This window comes from Pantoea sp. AN62 (assembly GCF_050432985.1).
Lineage (GTDB): Bacteria > Pseudomonadota > Gammaproteobacteria > Enterobacterales > Enterobacteriaceae > Pantoea > Pantoea brenneri.
Genome location: NZ_JBNPYB010000007.1, coordinates 1 through 21269, shown reverse-complemented (window position 1 = coordinate 21269; position 21269 = coordinate 1). Strand labels below are relative to the sequence as shown.

17 protein-coding genes are annotated in these 21269 nt (G+C 56.8%); 8 read left to right on the top strand and 9 right to left on the bottom strand.

Annotated features, from left to right (window positions below):
- Positions 1–24: 24 nt before the first annotated feature.
- From mnmG to ravA, 6 genes are all read right to left on the bottom strand, one after another.
- Positions 25–1914 (bottom strand): tRNA uridine-5-carboxymethylaminomethyl(34) synthesis enzyme MnmG, encoded by a 1890-nt coding sequence (gene mnmG, locus FHW04_RS09850; RefSeq protein ID WP_031376173.1) that lies wholly within the window; start codon positions 1912–1914, stop codon positions 25–27.
- A gap of 432 nt (positions 1915–2346) precedes the next feature.
- Complete coding sequence (gene mioC / locus FHW04_RS09845; protein WP_031376174.1) at positions 2347–2787, bottom strand: FMN-binding protein MioC; 441 nt, start codon at positions 2785–2787, stop codon at positions 2347–2349.
- Positions 2788–2941: 154 nt separating this feature from the next.
- Positions 2942–3403, bottom strand: a complete 462-nt coding sequence (gene asnC, locus FHW04_RS09840) for a transcriptional regulator AsnC (RefSeq protein ID WP_003849496.1) — start codon at positions 3401–3403, stop codon at positions 2942–2944.
- 102 nt (positions 3404–3505) lie between these two features.
- On the bottom strand, positions 3506–5644 hold the full coding sequence (ovoA, locus tag FHW04_RS09835; protein ID WP_089561651.1) for a 5-histidylcysteine sulfoxide synthase: 2139 nt from the start codon (positions 5642–5644) through the stop codon (positions 3506–3508).
- Between the two features lie 73 nt (positions 5645–5717).
- Positions 5718–7178 (bottom strand): ATPase RavA stimulator ViaA, encoded by a 1461-nt coding sequence (gene viaA, locus FHW04_RS09830; RefSeq protein ID WP_089561652.1) that lies wholly within the window; start codon positions 7176–7178, stop codon positions 5718–5720.
- Positions 7175–8671 carry an ATPase RavA gene (gene ravA, locus FHW04_RS09825; protein ID WP_031376176.1) on the bottom strand — a complete coding sequence of 499 codons (1497 nt, stop codon included), beginning with the start codon at positions 8669–8671 and terminating at the stop codon, positions 7175–7177. The genes viaA and ravA overlap by 4 nt, the downstream gene beginning before the upstream one ends.
- A gap of 292 nt (positions 8672–8963) precedes the next feature.
- Between ravA and kup the strand changes: the two genes are divergently transcribed.
- Positions 8964–10832 carry a low affinity potassium transporter Kup gene (gene kup, locus FHW04_RS09820; RefSeq protein ID WP_046289503.1) on the top strand — a complete coding sequence of 623 codons (1869 nt, stop codon included), beginning with the start codon at positions 8964–8966 and terminating at the stop codon, positions 10830–10832.
- 33 nt (positions 10833–10865) lie between these two features.
- Here the strand turns inward: kup and qseC are convergent, their stop codons facing one another.
- Together qseC and qseB are read right to left on the bottom strand one after the other, a co-directional pair.
- A complete protein-coding gene (qseC, locus tag FHW04_RS09815; protein WP_069728664.1) occupies positions 10866–12206 on the bottom strand; it encodes a quorum sensing histidine kinase QseC in 1341 nt (446 codons plus the stop codon).
- The gene (qseB, locus tag FHW04_RS09810; protein ID WP_031376178.1) at positions 12194–12865 is read right to left on the bottom strand and encodes a quorum sensing response regulator transcription factor QseB; all 672 of its coding nucleotides are present in this window, start codon (positions 12863–12865) and stop codon (positions 12194–12196) included. Before qseB ends, qseC begins: the two co-directional genes overlap by 13 nt.
- A 162-nt stretch (positions 12866–13027) precedes the next feature.
- Here qseB and FHW04_RS09805 point away from each other — a divergent pair, with 162 nt between their 5' ends.
- From FHW04_RS09805 to rbsR, 7 genes are all read left to right on the top strand, one after another.
- Positions 13028–13429 carry a YgiW/YdeI family stress tolerance OB fold protein gene (locus tag FHW04_RS09805; RefSeq protein ID WP_031376179.1) on the top strand — a complete coding sequence of 134 codons (402 nt, stop codon included), beginning with the start codon at positions 13028–13030 and terminating at the stop codon, positions 13427–13429.
- A 182-nt stretch (positions 13430–13611) separates the two neighbouring features.
- Entirely contained in the window at positions 13612–14031 is a 420-nt protein-coding gene (gene rbsD, locus FHW04_RS09800) for a D-ribose pyranase (protein ID WP_046289504.1), read from the top strand.
- Positions 14032–14038: 7 nt separating this feature from the next.
- Entirely contained in the window at positions 14039–15547 is a 1509-nt protein-coding gene (gene rbsA, locus FHW04_RS09795; protein WP_089561653.1) for a ribose ABC transporter ATP-binding protein RbsA, read from the top strand.
- The gene (gene rbsC, locus FHW04_RS09790) at positions 15544–16515 is read left to right on the top strand and encodes a ribose ABC transporter permease (RefSeq protein WP_031376180.1); all 972 of its coding nucleotides are present in this window, start codon (positions 15544–15546) and stop codon (positions 16513–16515) included. The genes rbsA and rbsC overlap by 4 nt, the downstream gene beginning before the upstream one ends.
- A gap of 26 nt (positions 16516–16541) precedes the next feature.
- Positions 16542–17417: a ribose ABC transporter substrate-binding protein RbsB gene (gene rbsB, locus FHW04_RS09785; RefSeq protein ID WP_031376181.1), complete on the top strand. Its 876-nt coding sequence runs from the start codon at positions 16542–16544 to the stop codon at positions 17415–17417.
- A 62-nt stretch (positions 17418–17479) separates the two neighbouring features.
- A complete protein-coding gene (gene rbsK, locus FHW04_RS09780; RefSeq protein WP_089561654.1) occupies positions 17480–18409 on the top strand; it encodes a ribokinase in 930 nt (309 codons plus the stop codon).
- A 13-nt stretch (positions 18410–18422) separates the two neighbouring features.
- The gene (gene rbsR / locus FHW04_RS09775; RefSeq protein WP_094106100.1) at positions 18423–19406 is read left to right on the top strand and encodes a ribose operon transcriptional repressor RbsR; all 984 of its coding nucleotides are present in this window, start codon (positions 18423–18425) and stop codon (positions 19404–19406) included.
- Here rbsR and mdtD read toward each other — a convergent pair.
- Complete coding sequence (gene mdtD, locus FHW04_RS09770; RefSeq protein ID WP_089561655.1) at positions 19403–20809, bottom strand: multidrug transporter subunit MdtD; 1407 nt, start codon at positions 20807–20809, stop codon at positions 19403–19405. The genes rbsR and mdtD overlap by 4 nt on opposite strands.
- Positions 20810–21269 lie beyond the last annotated feature (460 nt).

Genomic DNA, 21269 nt, shown 5'->3' with positions numbered 1-21269 from the left:
CGAGTCGCCTCGCCCCGTTTCAGGTCAGGCGCTTTTGCGCAGCAGACCCTGTTTTTTCAGATAAATAAGCAGAATAGAGATAGCCGCCGGCGTGATGCCGGAAATGCGCGTCGCCTGGCCAATCGAGGTTGGCTTGTGGTCATTCAGCTTCGCGATCACCTCATTTGACAGGCCGTTGACCTGGCGATAATCCAGATCCACCGGCAACAGGGTATTCTCGTTGCGCTGCTGACGATCGATCTCTTCCTGCTGACGCGCAATGTATCCTTCATATTTGACCTGAATCTCAACCTGCTCTGCCGCTTGCTCATCGGCCAGCGCCGGGCCAAAGGTATCCAGCGTCATCAGGGTGAGATAGGTCATTTCCGGCCGACGCAGCAAATCTTCGCCACTGGCTTCTTTGGTCAGCGGCGCGCTGAGGACGGTGTTCACCTCGGCAACGCGCTCAGATTTAGGGTGTACCCAGATATCGCGCAGACGCTGACGCTCCTGCTCAATCGCTTCCAGCTTCTGGTTGAAACGCGCCCAGCGGGCATCATCGACCAGGCCCAGCTCGCGGCCAGTTTCGGTCAGACGCAGATCGGCATTATCCTCACGCAGCATCAGACGATACTCGGCGCGGGAGGTAAACATGCGGTACGGCTCTTTGGTACCGAGGGTGCAGAGGTCGTCAACCAGTACGCCGAGGTAAGCCTGATCGCGACGCGGTGCCCAGCCCTCTTTGTCGGCAGACTGACGCGCGGCGTTGAGGCCGGCCAGCATCCCCTGCGCGGCTGCTTCTTCGTAGCCGGTGGTGCCGTTGATCTGTCCGGCAAAGAACAGACCGTTAATGAATTTGCTCTCCAGCGTCGGTTTCAGATCGCGTGGATCAAAAAAGTCATACTCGATGGCATAGCCCGGACGTACGATCTTCGCATTTTCCATGCCCTGCATCGATCGCACGATCTGGATCTGTACGTCAAACGGCAGGCTGGTTGAGATGCCGTTCGGGTAAATTTCGTTACTGGTCAGCCCTTCCGGTTCAAGGAAGATCTGATGCGCGTTACGATCGGCAAAACGCATCACCTTGTCTTCGATCGACGGGCAGTAACGCGGGCCGATCCCTTCGATGATCCCGGCATACATCGGGCTGCGATCGAGGTTATTGCGGATCACTTCATGGGTTTTTTCGTTGGTATGGGTGATCCAGCACGGCACCTGCTGCGGATGCTGAGCGGCATTGCCCATGAACGAAAACACCGGCATCGGGTTATCGCCATGCTGCGGCGCCAGTACGCTGAAGTCGATGCTGCGCGCATCAATGCGCGGCGGTGTACCGGTTTTCAGGCGATTAACCCGCAGTGGCAGGGCACGCAGACGTTTTGCCAGCGGAATGGAAGGTGGATCGCCTGCGCGACCGCCGCTGTAGTTATCCAGTCCGATATGAATTTTACCGTCGAGGAAAGTCCCGACCGTCAGTACCACGGTCTTCGCCCGGAATTTCAGCCCCATCTGGGTAACGGCACCGACTACCCGATCGTTTTCCACAATCAGATCGTCGACCGCCTGCTGGAAGATCATCAGGTTGGGCTGATTCTCCAGCGCAGTGCGGATCGCCTGCCGATAGAGCACGCGATCGGCCTGAGCACGGGTTGCCCTGACCGCCGGGCCTTTGCTGGCGTTTAGTATCCTAAACTGGATACCGGCCTGATCGATTGCGTGGGCCATCAGACCCCCCATGGCGTCCACTTCCTTCACCAGATGTCCTTTGCCAATGCCACCGATCGCCGGGTTACAGGACATTTGTCCAAGCGTATCAATGTTATGGGTGAGTAACAGGGTTTGCTGACCCATTCGGGCTGCCGCCATTGCGGCTTCGGTGCCCGCATGACCACCACCAATTACGATGACGTCAAAAGGATCCTGATAAAACATGAAGTGGTACCTCGGTTGATAAACGTGCCGGATCGTCGTCCTGGGGCGTGGATTCTACTCAAATTCCGTCTGGGGTGAAAGCCGCGGGATCGTCCGGTTTTAAAAGAAAGGATCTTAGATCTGTATATGATCTTTCTGTTAGATCTCTTATTAGGATCGCCGGTTTCTGTGGATATGTGCCAGAACACCCGTCAAAACAGGGGATTACCCAGGATCACTAGCTGTTAATGATCGGTGATCCTGATCCGTATAAGCTGGGATCTAAATGGCGACTTATACACAGCTCAAAAAGCATACTATGGTTATTCTTTGGATAACTACCGGTTATACGCAGTAAAAGAGGGTAGTTATCCACAAAATAAACGTCTGCAAAAGGACAAAATCAGCATCTTCCACTGGGGATCGTCACTATTTCACGATCCCCGACCAGTCTCAGATCGCGTTTTTCCACGTCATGACCCAGGCCTCAGCCGGATCTTCCGGGATCTCATGCTCCAGTACGTCGATTTCCAGTCGATCACCGATCCGCTGTGCGCCCTGGGCGATCAACAGCGTCTCGATCTGACGAATCGCCCCGCAAAACAGGTCATATTCATGATTGCCGAGACCGACGGCACCAAACCGGACCTGAGAGAGATCGGGCTGGCTTTCACTGATAGCCTCGAACCACGGTTGCAGATTGTCGGGAATTTCACCTGCGCCATGGGTTGAGCAGACCACCAGCCAGATGCCTTCCTGCGGCACCTCATCCAGCGCCGGGCCGTGCAGCATCTGCGTTGAGAAGCCTGCGTCCTGTAATTTTTCTTCCAGATGCTCAGCAACATACTCGGCGCTGCCCAAGGTACTGCCACTGATTAAAGTAATATCGGCCATCTTGCTCTCCTGGACATTAAGGCGGGCATTGTACGCTGTGATCAAGCGGTGATCCACCTGTGGAAAACAGGGTTAATAGATCGGGAGAGGTGAACGCAGCCGTTGTCAGCCGCTGCATTCGTCCGGGATAAGGTTGTGCACAGGAGAAGTGCGATCAGGGTTTGATGGTCCGCATGATCGGGTTTTGCAGAGAGATCAGGGTTTCTGTTGATTGAATTTCATCAATGGTCTGGATCTTGTTGATCAGCACCTGTTGCAGGGCATCAATCGAGCGGCACATCACCTTAATAAAGATGCTGTAGTGGCCGGTGGTGTACCAGGCCTCCACCACTTCATCCAGCGCGTCCAGCTTGCTCAGCGCCGCCGGATAATCGCGGGCACTCTTCAGAATGATGCCGATAAAACAGCAGACATCAAATCCCAGCTGGCGCGGATCGATGTCGACGCGGGTGCCCAGTATAATGCCGGCCTGCTTCATCTTCTCTACCCGCACATGGATGGTGCCGGGGCTGACGTTAAACTGTTTTGCCAGTTCGGCGTAAGCGGTACGCGCGTTATCCAGCAGGGCATTCAGAATGCCGCGATCCAGATTATCAAGCTGCAGATGTTCGGCCATGGCCATCCTCGTTGGGCTGCTTTGAATTGAACAAGGGAGAATGTGCAGCAAAAGCGCGGTTCAGGCAACAACCGGCAGCGACGGGCGCCGCTGCCAGGTAACTTAGCGTTTACGCCAGACGGTAACCTGCGCCAGCGTGTGCTGGAACTTGCGCGCCGTTTCACGGATCACAAACGGCATCTCCTGCGGCGTATCCAGCAGTTCAAAGTCGGCCGCCAGCAGCCGTTGCAGCGCCTGTAGCGTCGTCAGCGCCTCACCATTTTCACGTACGCCGCCCAGCCAGTTCTCTTTAGGCGTATACGCTTCCAGCCAGGTGTAAGGCGAGGAGAGCAGCAGAATGCCGCCCGGACGTAGCATCGGCGTGACATCCTGCAGGAAGCGCGCAGGCTGGCGCAGGCGATCGATCAGATTGGAAGCCAGCACCAGATCGTAGCGGGCCGGTTGCGGTTTGAGGTTACAGGCGTCGCCCTGCACAAACTGAATGCGCTGCGCCAGATCGCCATCCAGCCCGAAATCTTTCAGACGCACCTGGCGATACTCTACCAGATCGCCCTCCTGCGGCACGACATAACGGAAATCTTCGCCGCTGGTCAGTTGCAGCGCCACGTCAATAAAGCGCGCCGAGTAATCCATGCCGGTAACGCGTTCAAAATGGCGGGCCAGCTCAAAACTGGCGCGTCCGGTGGCGCAGCCGATATCCAGCGCTTCAGCGTGTGACGTGGTGTAATTCAGCGCCAGTTTTACCAGGCTTTCGGCGTAATTATCGACCCCAAAATAGCGCGGGCCATACTGGAAATCGAGATACTGCGACACCATGGCGTCGGTTTCGTACGGATTCAGCGTCATGCTTTCCTGATGGCGGGAGACCACGTAGCGGAAACCGGCGTGCTGGAAGAAATGTCGGCGGAACGCATAACGCGCCGATTTGAGCGCTTCGTTGCCGGTCGAGATCCAGCTGCCGCCTTTAATCAGCGAATGCTTGCCATCAAAGGTCGGGGTGGAAAAGTCGTCGTACAGCGGATGGACTTTAAAGCCTTCAAAGCCGTTAGTCGGCGTGGTGGTCCACTGCCAGACGTTACCGACGATATCGAAGAACTCGCCCTGGGCGAACTGATCGACCGGGCTGGAAGAGGCCCAGTATGCCAGATTGATATTGCCAGGTGCCCGCTCCCACTGCGGCTGATCGCCGGCGACCTGTTCACGCAGCTGATACCACTCCGCTTCGCACGGCAGCTGGATAGCCATTCCGCTCTGGTCGGCTTTCCAGCGACAGAAGGCGGCCGCTTCCAGCTGGTTCACTTCCGCTGGCCAGTCCCACGGCATCGCCACTTCTTCACACATCAGACGCAGCTTAAGCTGATCGGGCATCGCTGGCGTGCCGACCCAGAACGTTGGCTTCTCCGCCTGGGCAAACTGGCACCAGCCCCAGCCTTCATCATCCCACCAGCGGGCGTCCTGATAGCCGCCTGCGCTGACAAACTCAAAAAACTCGGCGTTACTGACCAGCATCTTGCTGGCTTTGAACGGCTGCAGCGTGATCTGCTGGCTGCCATATTCGTTATCCCAGCCGTAGGTATCGTCGGTTTTGCCCAGCGTAACGCGACCGCCCGGCATCGGCAGCAGACTGTTGACCGGCACATCCTGGCGCTGATGGCGCGCCAGCGGACAGACTGGCCAGGCCGGCTGCGGCGTCACCCAGTCAACCGGCAGTTGCCGGATCAGCACGCTGGACGTTTCCAGGTGAATACGCTCATGCTCGATCCCCATCAGGATCACCCAGGCCGGGCTGTCCCACTGGATCGGTAAGCTCAGCGGCATCGTCTGGATCAGGTCGCTGACCACTGCTTTGACCCGACCACGATAGTCACGTACCGCGTCGATAGTGGGCCACTCATAGTGGCTGTCATTGAGATCGTCCCAGCTCATCTCATCGACGCCAATCGCCATCATCGCTTCAATACGATCGTCGAGGCGCGCCTCAATGTAGCGACCGGCCATCAGCTTATTAATGTAGAAGGTGGCGGTATGACCAAAATAGAAGATCAGCGGATGACGCAGCGGAATGGCTTTGGTAAACCAGGCCTGCGAATCAGTCAGGCAGGTAAACAGACTTTCGTACTGCTCCCAGGTCTGGAGGAAGTAAGTCAGCAGTTCGGCACGTTTTTGTTCAATATTCTGGCCGGAGAGCAGTAAGGTTCGCGTCGGCGCAGGCAGATCGCGATGGGGTTGGACGGTCGTCACAAGGTGCTCCAGATTGCTGTGTGAAAAAATGGCAGTGATTCACTATAGCAAAGAAGCATTTCTGCCTGATGACTTAACGCCGCCAGTGGCGCAGCAGGCGGCTTTTCATACCGGTATCGAAGCGCCAGATATGGTCGAAGATGCGCATAATGCCGGGCTTGCCGTGGGTCGACATCGCCACGGCGTGAAAACGTTGCTGATTGTGTCGCTGGCGCTGTTTGATGGCGCTGATCACCTCTTCCGGCAGCCGCTGGGCGATAAAATCGGAGACGATCACCGCGTCCGCCTCCTGCCAGACCGGTCCTTCCATGCGCTTAACCACGGCCGTGAGACAGGCGGCAAGATCGGTGCCGCCACGAAAACGCTGGCTGAGGAAGCGAATAGCCTGCTCAAGTCCATCATCACCGGTCAGCTCATAGCCAATCACCTCATGGGCGAACAGCATAATGTAGCAGCGACGACGATCGGCCAGCGCCACCTTCAACAGTGCCAGGCAGAACGCTTTGGCGCAGCGCTCGTTGAACCCGCCCATCGAACCGGAGGTATCGACGCAGACAATAAACGGTCCGCGCGGCTGCTCTTCATGATGCTGGTGGCTGACCGGTCGCTGGGTCACTTTTTCATGCCAGGCATCGCCCTGCAGCTTGTAGGTCAGCAAGCGTTTCTCTACCAGCCGGCGGTAAAATTCCAGCTCCAGCTCGCTGATGCTCAGCGCAGCCAGCTCCGGTGGCAGCAGGCGCAGCACATCATCGCTCTGATGAATGCCGCTGACCTCTTCCGGTACCGCCGCTGGCTCGTGAACCAGCTGATGAAATGCCTCCATCGGCGCATCCTGTGACGGCACCGATTTCGCTTCCCGGCTGCGGCCGAGCTGTTGTGCCAGCTTCAGCAGTTCCGGCTGCTGCGCCAGAAAATCACCGTACTGCAGCATCAGCTGGTAGTCGCCTGGCTGCAGTGAAGTTTTGCTCATGTCCCACAGCCGGCCTGCCGCCGCTTCGTCATCGTCGCTCAGCATCGGTGCCAGCTGACCACTCAGCGCCATACGCTGCAGCAGTTCCGCCATCAGACGTTCGCGCTGCTGCTCCAGCAACTGCTGATTCAGCGTCAGGGTTTGCAGCGTCAGGCTGAGCCGCCAGCGCTGTAAAAACAGCGTATGCTGCGCACTGCTGAGATGATGGATGTCGGTGTGTTGCAGTAGCCGGCGGGCTTCATCAATAAACGGTGAAGGCAGGCGTTCCAGCGTTTGTAGCGTGTCATCGAGCTGCTGGCTGAACTGACGATCGCTGAGCAGCTGCACCCGCTGGAACAGCTGAAACTCCTCCGCCAGCACGGCGGGTACCGGGGTGGCCTTCAGCTCAGCGTTGATCTCCGCTTTCCAGCGCGGCACATCGCGCAGCAGGGCTTTTTTCAGACCGGGGAATTTTTCAAAAAACAGTGCCAGTTGCGCCGACGCCAGCAGAGCGATGATCAACTCTTCAATCAGTTCCGTTTCGCCAATTGAGAGCAGCGTGCTGAGCGTCTCCAGTGAGATCATTTACGCGCCTGTTTCAGCTGTTCCGCCACATCCTGCAGGCTGGTCTCAACCCGCGCCAGCCAGTCATCGCTGATAAACAGACAGCGCTGATGCTGGCTGAACAGGTGACGCTGGCTGCGTAACTCACTTTCCAGCGTATCCAGCGCCTCGATAATTTCGCCGGGTAGCTGATCGCTATTGCTGGCGCCAGGCAGTGTCAGCCGTGAGGATTGCAGGCTGACGTCACGTATCGCCAGGCAGTGCTGCGCATCGACCTGTAAATCCAGCGTCTGCGCGAAGCCGATGCCGTTGAGCTTGCCGCGTATCTCGCCGCCTTTTTGCAGCCACTGATGCAGTGCGTCGCGGGCGATCACCAGATGCGTGACCTGCATATCATGCAGCGTCAGTGGATGTTGCAGCATCAGCGTCAGCTGCTCGTCGGTAAGATTTTCCGGCAAATCGTAATAGGGTTTGCGGCTGAACATACCGCTGTGCTTCTCCAGCGTGATCGCCTGCGCCATGCTCTGTTGCTGCTGCAAGGCCATCCGGCGCGCTTTGATCTGTTGCAGCCTGAGTAGCATCGGCTGCTGTTGCCAGGCATGCTGGGTCATTAACAGGTCAATTTCACGTTCCAGCAGCTGCATTGAGGCGACATCGTGCCACAGGCAATCTTTCAGCAGGATCAGGTCGATTGGCGCGATGGCGTTGCGGCCGCTGTAAAAGGCGCTGGCCTGCAGCAGGTGAATGGCTTTTTTCCAGCGCCGGTCAGAAATGTAAGGGGCCGCTGGCTGGCTCTCCAGCTGCTGACGCAGTTGATAAATCAGTTCAAACACCGCATCGGGTAAACTGACCTGGCTGATGCCAAGCTGCCACTGGGCATACTCTTCATCGCTGATGCGCAGCGATTCGGCCACCGGATTGGCATTTTCATCCTGCTGATGCGTCAGCATGCTGCGGAAGTTCTGCTTTTCATGCACGTTGTCCAGCCATAAGCGGATCAGCATCCGGTCATACAGTGCTTCCAGACCGCTGTCGGCTTCCGGCAGTTCGTTGGAGGCGGTGACCAGCAGCCGCATCGGAATTTTTTCTTCGCTGTCGCCGTTGCGGAAGCGGCGTTCGTTAATCGCAGTCAGCAAGGTGTTCAGAATGGCCGGACCGGCTTTCCAGATCTCATCGAGAAAGACAATCTCCGCGTCGGGCAGATAGCCTTTGGTCAGGCGCTGATAGCGACCTTCATCTTTTAGCGCCTGGATCGACAGCGGGCCAAACACCTCTTCAGGCGTGGAGAAACGGGTCATCAGGTATTCAAAGGCGCGGGCGTGCTGAAAGGCATATTTGAGGCGGCGGGCAATCAGACTCTTCGCAATGCCAGGCGGACCGAGCAGGAACACGCTTTCACCGCTGAGCGCGGCCAGCAGACAAAGGCGAATAGCATGATGCCGTTCATACAGGCCTTTTTCTAACGCGTTGCTGAGGCGAGAAATTCTTTCTGCCAAAAGATGGGGTTGAGCCATAATCACATCAATGTCCTTACGATCGTCGGGCCGCCGCGCTTAAGCAAGCGCCTTACTCTATAGATAATGATGCGTGAAAGCGTTGATAGCTGTCAGCTTTTTTGTTTCAGAAGATTCGGTTAACGGGAAAGCGGCCATAAGCCGCGGTTTCTGAGGTAAAAACCGCCGCATTCCGCCGGTGGTCAGGTTAACCGGGTATAGGAATTTTCGGCAATACGTGCATACTGTGCGCTTTTTGATGGCTTGAGCGAGGGGTTTTTGCGCCTCTTAGACTCCAACAAAAGATAACTCTATGAGCTCGGATAATAAGCAGTCACTTGGTGGGCTAACGCTGGCCGCAATTGGTGTTGTCTATGGGGATATCGGCACCAGTCCGCTGTATACCTTGCGTGAATGTCTCTCCGGCCAGTTCGGCTTCGGCGTGGAACGCGGCGCGGTATTTGGCTTTCTGTCACTGATTTTCTGGCTACTGGTGCTGGTGGTTTCACTGAAATACATCAGCTACGTCATGCGGGCCGACAACGCGGGTGAAGGGGGAATTCTGACCCTGATGTCGCTGGCGGGCCGTCATACCGGTGCCCGCGCCACTGCGGTGCTGGTAATCATGGGCCTGATTGGCGGCAGCTTCTTCTATGGCGAAGTGGTGATCACGCCAGCGATTTCAGTGATGTCGGCGATAGAAGGACTGGAAATTGCCGCTCCGTCGCTTGATCCCTTTATCGTGCCGCTGTCGATTGCGGTGCTGACGCTGCTGTTCGCGATTCAGAAACACGGAACCGGCATGGTCGGCAAGCTGTTTGCGCCGGTAATGCTGCTGTGGTTCCTGGTGCTGGCGATCCTCGGCGTTAACGGCATCATGAAGAACCCTGAAGTTCTGCAGGCGCTTAATCCCACCTATGCGGTTAACTTCTTCCTGCAATATAAGTCGATCTCCTTCTTTGCACTGGGCGCCGTCGTACTGGCGATTACCGGCGTAGAAGCGCTGTATGCTGATATGGGCCACTTCGGTAAAATCCCGATCCGGCTGGCGTGGTTCTCCGTGGTGCTGCCGTCACTGGTGCTCAACTATTTTGGCCAGGGCGCGCTGCTGCTCAGCGATCCCAAAGCGATTAAGAACCCCTTTTTCCTGCTGGCGCCGGACTGGGCGCTGATCCCGATGCTGATTCTGGCGACTCTGGCGACGGTAATCGCCTCGCAGGCGGTAATCTCCGGCGTCTTCTCGCTGACGCGCCAGGCGGTCCGTCTCGGGTATCTGCCCGGCATGCGGATCATTCATACCTCGGAGCGTGAATCGGGCCAGATCTATATCCCGATGATCAACTGGGTGCTCTATTTCGCGGTGCTGATTGTGATTATCAGCTTTGAACACTCCAGCAATCTGGCGGCGGCCTATGGCATTGCGGTGACCGGTACTATGGTGCTGACCTCAATTCTCTCCTGCACCGTGGCGATTAAAAACTGGCACTGGCACAAGCTGGCGGTTGGCGTAATCCTGCTGCTGATGCTGTTTATCGACGTGCCGCTGTTTACCGCCAACCTGGTCAAAATTTTCTCGGGTGGCTGGTTGCCGCTCTGCCTCGGCCTGGTGATGTTTATCATTATGACGACGTGGAAAAGTGAACGTTTCCGCCTGCTGCGCCGGATGCATGAGCACGGCAACTCACTGGAGGCGATGATTGCGTCACTGGAGAAATCGCCGCCGGTGCGGGTACCGGGCACCGCGGTCTATATGTCGCGCGCACTGAACGTGATCCCCTTTGCCATGCTGCATAACCTCAAGCACAACAAAGTGCTGCACGAACGGGTAGTGCTGTTGACGCTGCGTACTGAGGATGCGCCTTACGTGCACAATGTGCGGCGGGTGACGATTGAGCAGCTTTCGCCGACGTTCTGGCGCGTGGTGGCCAGCTATGGCTGGCGCGAAACGCCGAACGTGGAGGAGATTTTCCACCGTTGTGGGCTGGAAGGGCTGAACTGCCGGATGATGGAAACCTCTTTCTTTATGTCGCATGAGTCGCTGATTATCGGCAAACGGCCGTGGTATCTGCGGTTGCGTGGCAAGCTGTTCATGGCGCTACAGCGCAATGCGTTACGCGCCCCTGACCAGTTTGAGATCCCGCCAAACCGGGTGATCGAGCTGGGCACCCAGGTCGAGATCTAACCTGTAAAACCCGCCTTATCGGCGGGTTTTTTATTACCAGCGCAGCGTGACGCACAATCCGCTGCCGGGGCGCTGGCTGAACGCCAGCTGCATCGCGTGCAGCTGAGCGATGTTCCGCACGATCGATAATCCCAGCCCGCTGCCACTCTTCTCCTGACCGGGCGGTCGCCAGAAACGCTCGCCTAACCGTTGCCGATCGGCATCGCTCAGGCCCTCTCCGTTATCCTCGACGGACAGGCTGTTGGCCGCGAGCCGCACATCCACTTCACTGCCGGCAGGGGTATAGCGAATCGCGTTATCCAGCAGGTTGCGTACCAGCAACGAGAGCAACAGCGGATGGCCCTGTATCACCGGTTCGGCTTCTGCGTGCAGACGTAAGGTTACGCCGGCTTTATCCGCCAGCGGCAGTTGCGCCGCCAGCGTCTCCTGCAGCGTCTGTTTTAACGATACCGGTTCAAAGGCGCTGCGGGCATCATCCGCTTCCACCCGCGACAGGGTAAGCAGCTGATCCACCAGCCGGGTAGCGCGCGCAATGCCGCTATCCAGCTGTTTCAGCGCATGGGTTCGCATCGTTTCATCGTCGACGGCCAGCTGAATCACTTCGCTTTGTACCTGCAACGCGGCCAGCGGGCTGCGCAGCTCATGCGCGGCATCCGAGGTAAAACGCCGTTCACGTTGCATCATTGCGCTGATGCGACTGAACAGGCCGTTCAGCGCGAGGATCAGCGGCTGCACCTCTTTCGGCACCCGTTCGGCCTGCAAAGGGGTGCCGTCATCCGGTGCACGCTGAGCCAGTTGCTTCGCCAGCTGCTTTAACGGACGTAATTCCGACCAGACCAGGCTGATGAGCAGCAGCAGCATAAAAGGCAGCGCGATCAGCCAGGGTAATACGCTGGCCTGCATCAAATCTCCGGCCATCTCATCGCGATATTCCCTCTCCTGACCGACCACCACGCGAAACTGTTTGTCTGGTGTGGTCAGCCAGACAAAACGCCAGCGGTCATCATCATTGGTGAGCTGGCCATCATGAAAACCCTGGTAGTCCGCTTCAAACGGCAGGTATCTGCCATTATCACCATCGTTGAGCACCTGCCGGCCATCATGGGTGAAGACAGCAAACGCCAGCGCGTCATCATCCTGATCGCCACGGTGGTGCCGCAGCAGCTGTCGGGTTTTTGGCAGGGACGGTGCATCTAGCGAGGCGTAATCGAGGGTCAGCAGGCGCTTGGCCAGCAGCATCTGCTGGGTATCGAACAGCTCATTAATGGTGTCACGCGTCTGATGCCATGCACTGAGGCTGGCACTGGCCCAGCAGATGCCCAGCAGCAGCACAAAACCGATGCCAAGCCGCAGAAACAGACTTACCGATCGCATTCTGTCGCTCCCAGGGTATAACCCACGCCGTGCAGAGTGCGGATAAACTGACTGCCGAGTTTCTTACGCAGGTGATGAATATGCACTTCCACCGCATTGCTGGAGACGTCGGCGTCCCAGCTATACAGTTTTTCCTCCAGCTGGCTGCGGGTCAGCACCCGGCCAGGGTTGCGCATAAACAGCTCCAGCAGCGCCAGTTCCCGACTTTTCAGCTCAATCGCCTGGCCGTCGCAGGTAACGCTGTGGCTGTCGGGCTTCAGGACCACGTTGCCATGACGCAGCTCTGGCTGTAGCTGACCATGCCGGCGACGGATCAGCGCCTGTAAGCGAGCAGCTACTTCGGTCAGAGCGAACGGTTTGCAGAGATAATCATCCGCGCCCATCTGCAGCCCTTCGACTCGCTGATCGAGCGCATCACGCGCCGTCAGGATCAGCACCGGTACATCCTGCCCTTGCTGACGCCACTGTCGCAGGATATCCAGTCCGTCCCGTTCGGGCAGTGACAGATCGAGGATCACCGCATCCCACGGCGCGGCGTTTAACGCCTGAAATCCGGCCTCGCCGGAGGTAAACCAGTCGACGCTAAATCCCAGCTTACCCAGTCCCGCTTTAATCCCGTCGCCAATTAAGCGATCGTCTTCTATCAGTAAAATACGCATCATTTCTCCCTGCGGTGATAGCGCTTTATACGAAGCAGACTGCCGCTTGTACAGCGCATTTCGGCGAAAATGGCTTATTTTTGCTTCTTAAGAAGCTGTTAAGAACCTTATGGTCAACTAGGCTCAACAAAACGAAACACATCATGGAAAAGAGGTGACAAAATGAAAAAGCACGCTGCAATTTTAGCTGTCGTTATGCTGGCTTCTGCCCCGGTTTTTGCTGCTCAGCAAGGCGGCTTTGTCGACCCCAATGCCCCGGCGGCGCAGGTTCAGACCCGACAGGGTGGTTTCAGCGCTGACCACACCAGTGTGGTGACGGTGAAGCAGGCGGAAGAGATGAAGGATGACAGCTGGATTACCGTACGCGGTAAGCTGGAAAAACAGATCGGCGATGAAGATTATCTGTTCCGCGATCAGACCGGTACGATGAAAGTCGAAATCGACCATAAGCACTGGAACGGCCAGACTATCTCGCCAAAAGATACCGTTGAGCTGACCGGTGAGCTGGATAAAGATTTCAACAGCATCGAAATGGACGTTAAACAGGTTAAGAAACTGCCTTAATCGTCCACTACGGGACCGCATCAGCGGTCCTTTTTTCTGCCCTGCTGCCCGCCTTAATTCAAATTTCCCGCCGCGTAAGCGAAACGTTTCGATAGCGATCACAAATTTCAGCTTCGCCGATTGAGTTGCTGGCGGCTTTTCATACACTCCTGTCAGCGAAACGTTTCGCTGTGGAGTGAAAAATGAAAAAAGGTCGCTTGTTAAACGCTGAACTCTCTCATGTGATTGCCCGCCTGGGACACACAGATACGCTGACGATTGCCGATGCCGGTTTGCCGATCCCGGCAGGACCGCAACGCATCGATTTAGCCCTGATACCGGGTACGCCCGATTTTATCGCGGTGGTAAAGGCCGTCACGCTTGAGATGCAGGTAGAAAGCGCCCTGATCGCGGAGGAGATTAAGCAGCACAATCCGCAGCTCCATAGCGCACTGCTCGCCGTGCTCGAAGCCTTGCAACAGCACCAGGGAAATACCATCACCATCCGCTACACCAGCCATGATCAATTCAAACAACAAACGCAGCGCAGTCAGGCGGTCATTCGCAGCGGAGAGTGTTCTCCGTTTGCGAATGTCATCCTCAGCGCCGGTGTGACCTTCTGAGGCCGCTATGCAACCTTTACTGCAGCTCAACGGCATTGAAAAATCGTTCCCTGGGGTAAAAGCCCTGAAGGGTGCCTCACTGAATGTCCAGGCAGGACGCGTCATGGCGCTGGTGGGTGAAAACGGCGCCGGCAAATCTACCATGATGAAAGTGCTGACCGGGATATATCAGTTCGACGCCGGTTCGCTGCACTGGCTCGGCAAAGAGACCCGTTTCAATGGCCCTAAAGCGTCACAGGAAGCGGGCATCGGCATTATTCATCAGGAACTGAACCTGATCCCCCAGTTAACCGTGGCTGAGAATATTTTTCTCGGTCGCGAATTTGTTAACCGCTTTGGCCGCATCCAGTGGGCGCGCATGTATGCCGAAGCGGATGCGTTACTTAAGCGGCTTAATCTGCGCTTCAACAGCCACAAGCTGGTCGGCGATCTGTCGATTGGCGATCAGCAAATGGTCGAAATTGCCAAAGTGCTGAGCTTTGAGTCGCAGGTGATCATCATGGATGAGCCGACCGATGCGCTGACGGATACCGAAACGCTGTCGCTGTTCCGGGTGATCAACGAACTGAAAGCGCAGGGCTGCGGCATCGTCTATATCTCACATCGTATGAAAGAGATCTTTGAGATCTGCGATGACGTCACGGTGTTCCGTGACGGCCAGTTTATTGCCGAGCGTCCGGTCAGCGAACTGACCGAAGAGAGCCTGATCGAAATGATGGTCGGTCGCAAACTGGAAGATCAGTATCCTCATCTGGATCAGGCGCCAGGCGAGGTGCGGCTGAAAGTCGATAACGTCAGCGGTCCCGGCGTGCATAACGTCAGCTTCAGCCTGCGCAAAGGTGAAATTCTGGGCATCTCCGGACTGATGGGCGCGGGCCGTACCGAACTGATGAAAGTGCTGTATGGCGCGTTGCCGCGTTATCAGGGCAGCCTGTGGCTCAGCGGTCGGGAAGTGGTGACGCGTTCGCCGCAGGATGGCCTGGCTAACGGCATCGTCTATATCTCGGAAGATCGTAAGCGTGACGGCCTGGTGCTGGGCATGTCGGTCAAAGAGAACATGTCGCTGACCGCGCTGCGCTATTTCAGTCACGGCGGCGGCACGCTGAAGCATGCGGCTGAGCAGCTGGCGGTGGGTGACTTTATCCGGCTGTTCAACGTGAAAACCCCCTCTATGGCGCAGCCGATCGGGCTGCTTTCCGGCGGCAATCAGCAGAAAGTGGCGATTGCCCGCGGCCTGATGACCCGTCCCAACGTGCTGATTCTTGATGAGCCAACCCGTGGCGTCGATGTTGGCGCGAAAAAAGAGATCTACCAGCTGATTAACCAGTTCAAAGCCGAAGGGCTGAGCATCATCCTTGTCTCTTCTGAAATGCCGGAAGTATTAGGAATGAGTGACCGCATCCTGGTGATGCATGAAGGCCGTTTAAGCGGCGAATTTACCCGTGAAGAAGCCACTCAGGAGAGCCTGATGGCCGCCGCCGTAGGCAAGCAACACAGCGAGGATTTAGTGGTATGACGACCCAATCTTTACCTGCCAGCCGTCGCTGGTTTAGCAAAAGCTGGTTACTGGAACAAAAGTCGCTGATTGCGCTGATGGTGTTAATTGCCGTGGTGGCGAGTCAGAGCCCGAACTTCTTTACCGTAGCCAACCTGTTCAACATTCTGCAGCAGACCTCGGTGAACGCCATTATGGCGGTTGGCATGACGCTGGTGATTCTGACCTCGGGTATCGATCTCTCGGTGGGCTCGCTGCTGGCGCTGACCGGGGCGGTAGGCGCGTCGCTGGTCGGCATGGAAGTGAATGCGCTGGTGGCCGTGGCGGCGTCTCTGGCGCTCGGTGCAGCGATTGGTGCGCTGACCGGCACCATTGTGGCGCGCGGTAAGGTGCAGGCATTTATCGCCACGCTGGTGATGATGCTGCTGTTGCGCGGCGTCACCATGGTCTACACCGACGGCAGCCCAATCAGTACCGGTTTTAATGCCAACGCCGATCTGCTGGGCTGGTTTGGTATTGGTCGTCCGCTGGGTATTCCTGCCCCGGTATGGCTGATGGCGCTGGTATTTATCGCCGCCTGGTACATGCTGCACCACACCCGTCTCGGCCGCTACATCTATGCGCTGGGCGGCAACGAAGCCGCGACCCGCCTCTCCGGTATCAATGTTAATCGCGTCAAGGTCATCGTCTATTCACTGAGTGGCATGCTGGCTGCGCTGGCGGGCACCATTGAGGTGGCGCGTCTCTCCTCGGCGCAGCCAACGGCTGGTACCGGCTATGAGCTGGATGCGATTGCCGCTGTGGTGCTGGGTGGTACCAGCCTGGCGGGCGGTAAAGGACGTATTGTCGGCACGTTGATTGGTGCCCTGATCCTCGGTTTCCTTAATAACGGCCTGAACCTGATGGGCGTCTCTTCGTACTACCAGATGATCGTTAAAGCGGTGGTAATCCTGCTGGCGGTGCTGGTGGATAATAAAAGCAGTAAATAACTCTGACCTTTACACAGGATGAAATGATGAAAAAGTTAACCGCACTGGCCATGATCCTTGGCGCTACGCTCAGTACCAGCGCCATGGCAAAAGAGACCATCGCGCTGGTGGTATCGACCCTCAATAACCCGTTTTTTGTTTCGCTGAAAGAGGGCGCACAAAAAGAAGCCGACAAACTGGGCTACAACCTGGTGGTGCTGGATTCGCAGAATAACCCGGCAAAAGAGCTGGCGAACGTACAGGATCTGACGGTACGCGGTACCAAACTGCTGCTGATCAACCCAACCGATTCTGACGCGGTCGGCAACGCAGTGAAGATGGCTAACCAGGCCAACATCCCGGTTATCACCCTGGACCGCGTGGCCGCGCAGGGCACAGTGGTCAGCCACGTCGCCTCTGATAACCGTTTTGGTGGGAAAATGGCCGGTGATTTCATCGCCAAAAAAGTCGGCGAAAGCGCCAAAATTATTGAGTTGCAGGGCATTGCCGGCACCTCAGCCGCCCGTGAACGTGGCGAGGGATTCAAACAGGCTGCTGATGCCCACAAATTCCAGATCCTTGCCAGCCAGCCGGCTGACTTTGACCGGACTAAAGGCCTGAACGTGATGCAGAACCTGCTGCAGGCCCATCCGGACGTGCAGGCTGTGTTTGCGCAGAATGATGAAATGGCGCTGGGTGCACTGCGTGCGCTGCAGACTGCCGGTAAAACCGATGTGATCGTGGTGGGGTTTGACGGCACCGCTGATGGCGTGAAAGCGGTAGAAGGTGGCAAACTGTCTGCGACCGTGGCACAGATGCCAGACAAAATTGGCATGATCGGCGTTGATACCGCTGATAAAGTGCTGAAGGGTGAAAAAGTGAAGGCGATCAATCCGGTCGACCTGAAGCTGGTCACTCAATAACTCAAAGAAAAGCAGGGCACTGCGCCACCCTCCCGGTGGCGCACTTATTCCGGACTCCCCTAATGAGCAAAAACGCAAAACTGGCCGTTCTTGGCAGCATCAACGCTGACCACATCCTTAATCTGGCGCACTTTCCTCGTCCCGGTGAAACGGTGATCGGGCAGGATTACCAGATTGCGTTTGGCGGTAAAGGTGCCAATCAGGCCGTGGCCGCAGGGCGTGCTGGCGCGGATATCGCTTTTATCGCCTGTGTGGGCGCGGATGACATTGGCGAACGTATTCGTCAGCAACTGGCCCGCGACAATATTGATACTGCTCCGGTAGAAGTGGTGGCGGGCGAGTCGACCGGGGTGGCGATGATTTTCGTCAACCGTGAAGGCGAGAACAATATCGGCATCTATTCCGGCGCTAACGCCGCCTTAACGCCCGACTGTGTGGCGCGCCATCAGCAGGTGATCGCCGAGGCTGACGCGCTGCTGATGCAGCTGGAGTCACCGCTGGAAAGTGTGCTGGCAGCGGCGCGTTTCGCCAGAGAACAGCAGACTCAGATGATCCTCAACCCGGCACCGGCTACGCCGCTCTCCGATGAGCTGCTGGCGTTGATCGACATCATTACCCCGAATGAAACCGAGGCGGAAATTCTGACCGGGATTGCCGTTCACAACGATCAGGACGCTGCCCGGGCTGCGGCGGCACTGCATGCCAAAGGCATCGATACCGTACTGATTACGCTGGGCCGGCGCGGTGTCTGGTTGAGTGAGCAGGGCCAGGGTCAGCGTATTCCGGGCTTTAGCGTTAAGGCGATTGATACCATCGCTGCGGGCGATACCTTTAATGGTGCCTTTATTACCGCGCGACTGGAGCAAAAACCGATGCAGGATGCGGTGCGCTTTGCGCATGCCGCTGCGGCTATCGCCGTAACCCGATCCGGCGCGCAGCCCTCCGTGCCGTGGCGCGCGGAGATCGATGATTTTTTGCAGCAGCAGGATTAAGCGCTTGGCCACCATGAAAGATGTCGCTCGCCTGGCGGGCGTCTCTACCTCCACCGTTTCGCACGTCATCAACAACAATCGCTTTGTCAGCGAGGGCGTGCGGGAGAAAGTCGAACAGGCGATCCGCAGTCTGAACTACGCCCCCTCGGCGCTGGCGCGCAGCCTGAAGATCAACCAGACCCACACTATCGGCATGCTGCTGACCACCAGTAGCAACCCGTTTTATGCAGAAGTGGTGCGCGGCGTTGAGGACAGTTGCTATCAGCGTGGCTACAGCCTGATCCTGTGTAATACCGCCGGTGATGAGGAGCGGATGAATCGCAGTCTCGAAACGCTGATGCAAAAGCGCGTCGATGGATTGCTGATGATGTGTACCGAAAGTCATCTGCCGTCGGCGGACATTCTCAACCGTTATCCCTCTATTCCAACCGTGATGATGGACTGGGCACCGTTTGAAGGTCGCGGCGACATCATCCAGGACAATGCGCTGCTGGGCGGTGAGCTGGCAACTCAGCACCTGATCGACAGCGGCTATACCCGCATCGCCTGTATTGCCGGCCCGCAGGACAAAACCACCGCGCGGATGCGGCTGGAAGGATTTCACAATGCGATGGCGAAAAGCGGTCTGGAGGTGTTGCCGGGTTATGTGGTCAACGGCGACTTTGAATTTCAGGGCGGTTACAACGGGATGATTGAGCTGCTGGCGCTGGAAACGGTGCCGCAGGCGGTCTTCACCAGTAACGATGCGATGGCGGTCGGGGTTTATCATGCGTTATATCAGGCGGGTTTACAGATTCCGCAGGATGTCGCCGTGATGGGCTATGACGATATTGAGCTGGCGCGTTATCTTTCTCCGCCGCTGAGTACCATTCATCAACCTAAAGATGAACTGGGCGAACTGGCGATTGATACCTTAATCCATCGCCTGCGCGATCCCGACGCCAGCCAGCAGACGCTGGTGCTGACGCCGGAGCTGGTGGCGCGGGGCTCAACTTAAGCCGTCTTCTTCTTTTTCTTATCGCGGTTGGTAATCAGATTCCGTCCGTCGCCGTTTTTCAGCAGCATAAAGGTCAGCGCTGACAGCACCGTTACCACGCCCATGGTCAGAAATGTTGCGTGGAACTGTGCAACGGTGCTGGTTTCAAATTCCTGATAGAAGCGCAGGACGGCGGCGCTTACCGCGACACCAAAACTGATCGCTAACTGCTGTGTCACGGCCAGCACGCTGTTACCCCCGCTGGCGTTATCGTCATTCAGGTCGGCGAGGGTGATGGTATTCATCGCGGTAAACTGAGTCGACATTGCCATGCCGAGAATAAACAGCGGCAGTAATAACAGGATTATGCCTTCCTCGGGTGACTGCAGAGAGAAAGTGGCAATCAGGATGCCGATAATGACGGTAATACCGACCAGCAGACGGCGATAGCCTAACCAGCGCAGCAGTTGTGTCACCGTCGACTTCGCCAGTATCGACCCCACGGCGGTAGGAGCCATCATACAACCGGCGATAATCGCCGAATAACCAAAGCCCACCTGCAACATCAGCGGCATCAGGAACGGCACACAGCCGGTGCCCAGACGTGAAGCGATATTCCCGATGATGCCTACCGAGAAGGTGCGGGTTTTAAACATCGGCAGATTAATCAGCGGGGAGGGATGGCGGCGCGCGTGCACTATATAGAGAAGCAGCAGAACGATCCCGCCGAGTAATACCCCGCCCGCCAGCCAGGCTGACACAATACGCTCACCAAACAGTTCAATCCCTGTCGAGATCATGACCAGCCCCAGACCAAACAGTAAAAAGCCGAAGAAATCGAAGCGGCGTTTTGGCGTGGTGAAGTCCGGCATATATTTGCGGGCATAGAAGATGCCGAGTATGCCGATGGGAATATTAATCAGGAAGATCCAGTGCCAGGTGGCGTAGGTCACCATCACACCACCCAGCAGCGGACCCAGTATCGGACCGACCAGTCCCGGCATGGTGACAAAATTGAGCACCGGTAGTAGTTCGCTGCGCGGATAGGCACGCAACAGCGCCAGGCGCGCAACCGGCATCATCATGGCGCCGCCCACCCCCTGTACGATACGTGAGGTCACCAGCATAGAGAGCGTGGGTGACAGAGCACAGGCCAGCGAACCGAGCGTGAAGAGGGAGACCGCAGCGATAAACACTTTTCGGGTGCCATAGCGATCGGCAAGCCAGCCGCTGACCGGGATCAGCATTGCCACAGTCAGGGTATAACTGATTACAGCGGATTGCATGGCCAGAGGAGAACGTTCAAGGCTGGTGGCGATAGCGGGCAGGGCGGTGTTGAGAATAGTGGCATCCAGTGCCTGCATGAAAAATGCCATGGCAGCAATCCATGGCAAACCGGCCATGCTGCGCGCGGATTTTATCATTGAGCGTCCTTCTTAGGGTTATCCAGCGAGAAGAATGAAAAAGAATAGCACCGCCAGCGCAACGCGGCAGGCCTGTTTTTTCCGCTTTACGGGGATTTCTGTGCGTTATTCGATCATCAAATGGCGGTTTTTAAGGCGTTCGTTTAAAAAAAGCGCGCTTAGCAAATTTATTTAAAGAAACGCTTGTCAGCCTCCGGAAACTCCCTATAATGCGCCTCCACTGACACGGAACACCGGCTTACGGAGAAACGGGTCAGCAGGCACAGGAGACTGCGCCGCCGGAGAAAAGCTTCTGAAAAAGAGGTTGACTCTGAGGGAGGAAAGCGTAATATACGCCTCCTCGCGACAGGACGCTAACGCACTGTTCGCACTGCTCTTTAACAATTTATCAGACAATCTGTGTGGGCACTCGCAGGATTGATATCAGCGTCTCCGGACGTAAAAAATATCAAGTCTCACG

Coding starts and splice junctions, on each gene's coding strand:
- mnmG (WP_031376173.1), bottom strand. CDS start 1,914: ATGTTTTATCAGGATCCTTTTGACGTCATCGTAATTGGTGGTGGTCAT.
- mioC (WP_031376174.1), bottom strand. CDS start 2,787: ATGGCCGATATTACTTTAATCAGTGGCAGTACCTTGGGCAGCGCCGAG.
- asnC (WP_003849496.1), bottom strand. CDS start 3,403: ATGGCCGAACATCTGCAGCTTGATAATCTGGATCGCGGCATTCTGAAT.
- viaA (WP_089561652.1), bottom strand. CDS start 7,178: ATGATCTCACTGGAGACGCTCAGCACGCTGCTCTCAATTGGCGAAACG.
- ravA (WP_031376176.1), bottom strand. CDS start 8,671: ATGGCTCAACCCCATCTTTTGGCAGAAAGAATTTCTCGCCTCAGCAAC.
- kup (WP_046289503.1), top strand. CDS start 8,964: ATGAGCTCGGATAATAAGCAGTCACTTGGTGGGCTAACGCTGGCCGCA.
- qseC (WP_069728664.1), bottom strand. CDS start 12,206: ATGCGATCGGTAAGTCTGTTTCTGCGGCTTGGCATCGGTTTTGTGCTG.
- qseB (WP_031376178.1), bottom strand. CDS start 12,865: ATGCGTATTTTACTGATAGAAGACGATCGCTTAATTGGCGACGGGATT.
- FHW04_RS09805 (WP_031376179.1), top strand. CDS start 13,028: ATGAAAAAGCACGCTGCAATTTTAGCTGTCGTTATGCTGGCTTCTGCC.
- rbsD (WP_046289504.1), top strand. CDS start 13,612: ATGAAAAAAGGTCGCTTGTTAAACGCTGAACTCTCTCATGTGATTGCC.
- rbsA (WP_089561653.1), top strand. CDS start 14,039: ATGCAACCTTTACTGCAGCTCAACGGCATTGAAAAATCGTTCCCTGGG.
- rbsC (WP_031376180.1), top strand. CDS start 15,544: ATGACGACCCAATCTTTACCTGCCAGCCGTCGCTGGTTTAGCAAAAGC.
- rbsB (WP_031376181.1), top strand. CDS start 16,542: ATGAAAAAGTTAACCGCACTGGCCATGATCCTTGGCGCTACGCTCAGT.
- rbsK (WP_089561654.1), top strand. CDS start 17,480: ATGAGCAAAAACGCAAAACTGGCCGTTCTTGGCAGCATCAACGCTGAC.
- rbsR (WP_094106100.1), top strand. CDS start 18,423: ATGAAAGATGTCGCTCGCCTGGCGGGCGTCTCTACCTCCACCGTTTCG.
- mdtD (WP_089561655.1), bottom strand. CDS start 20,809: ATGATAAAATCCGCGCGCAGCATGGCCGGTTTGCCATGGATTGCTGCC.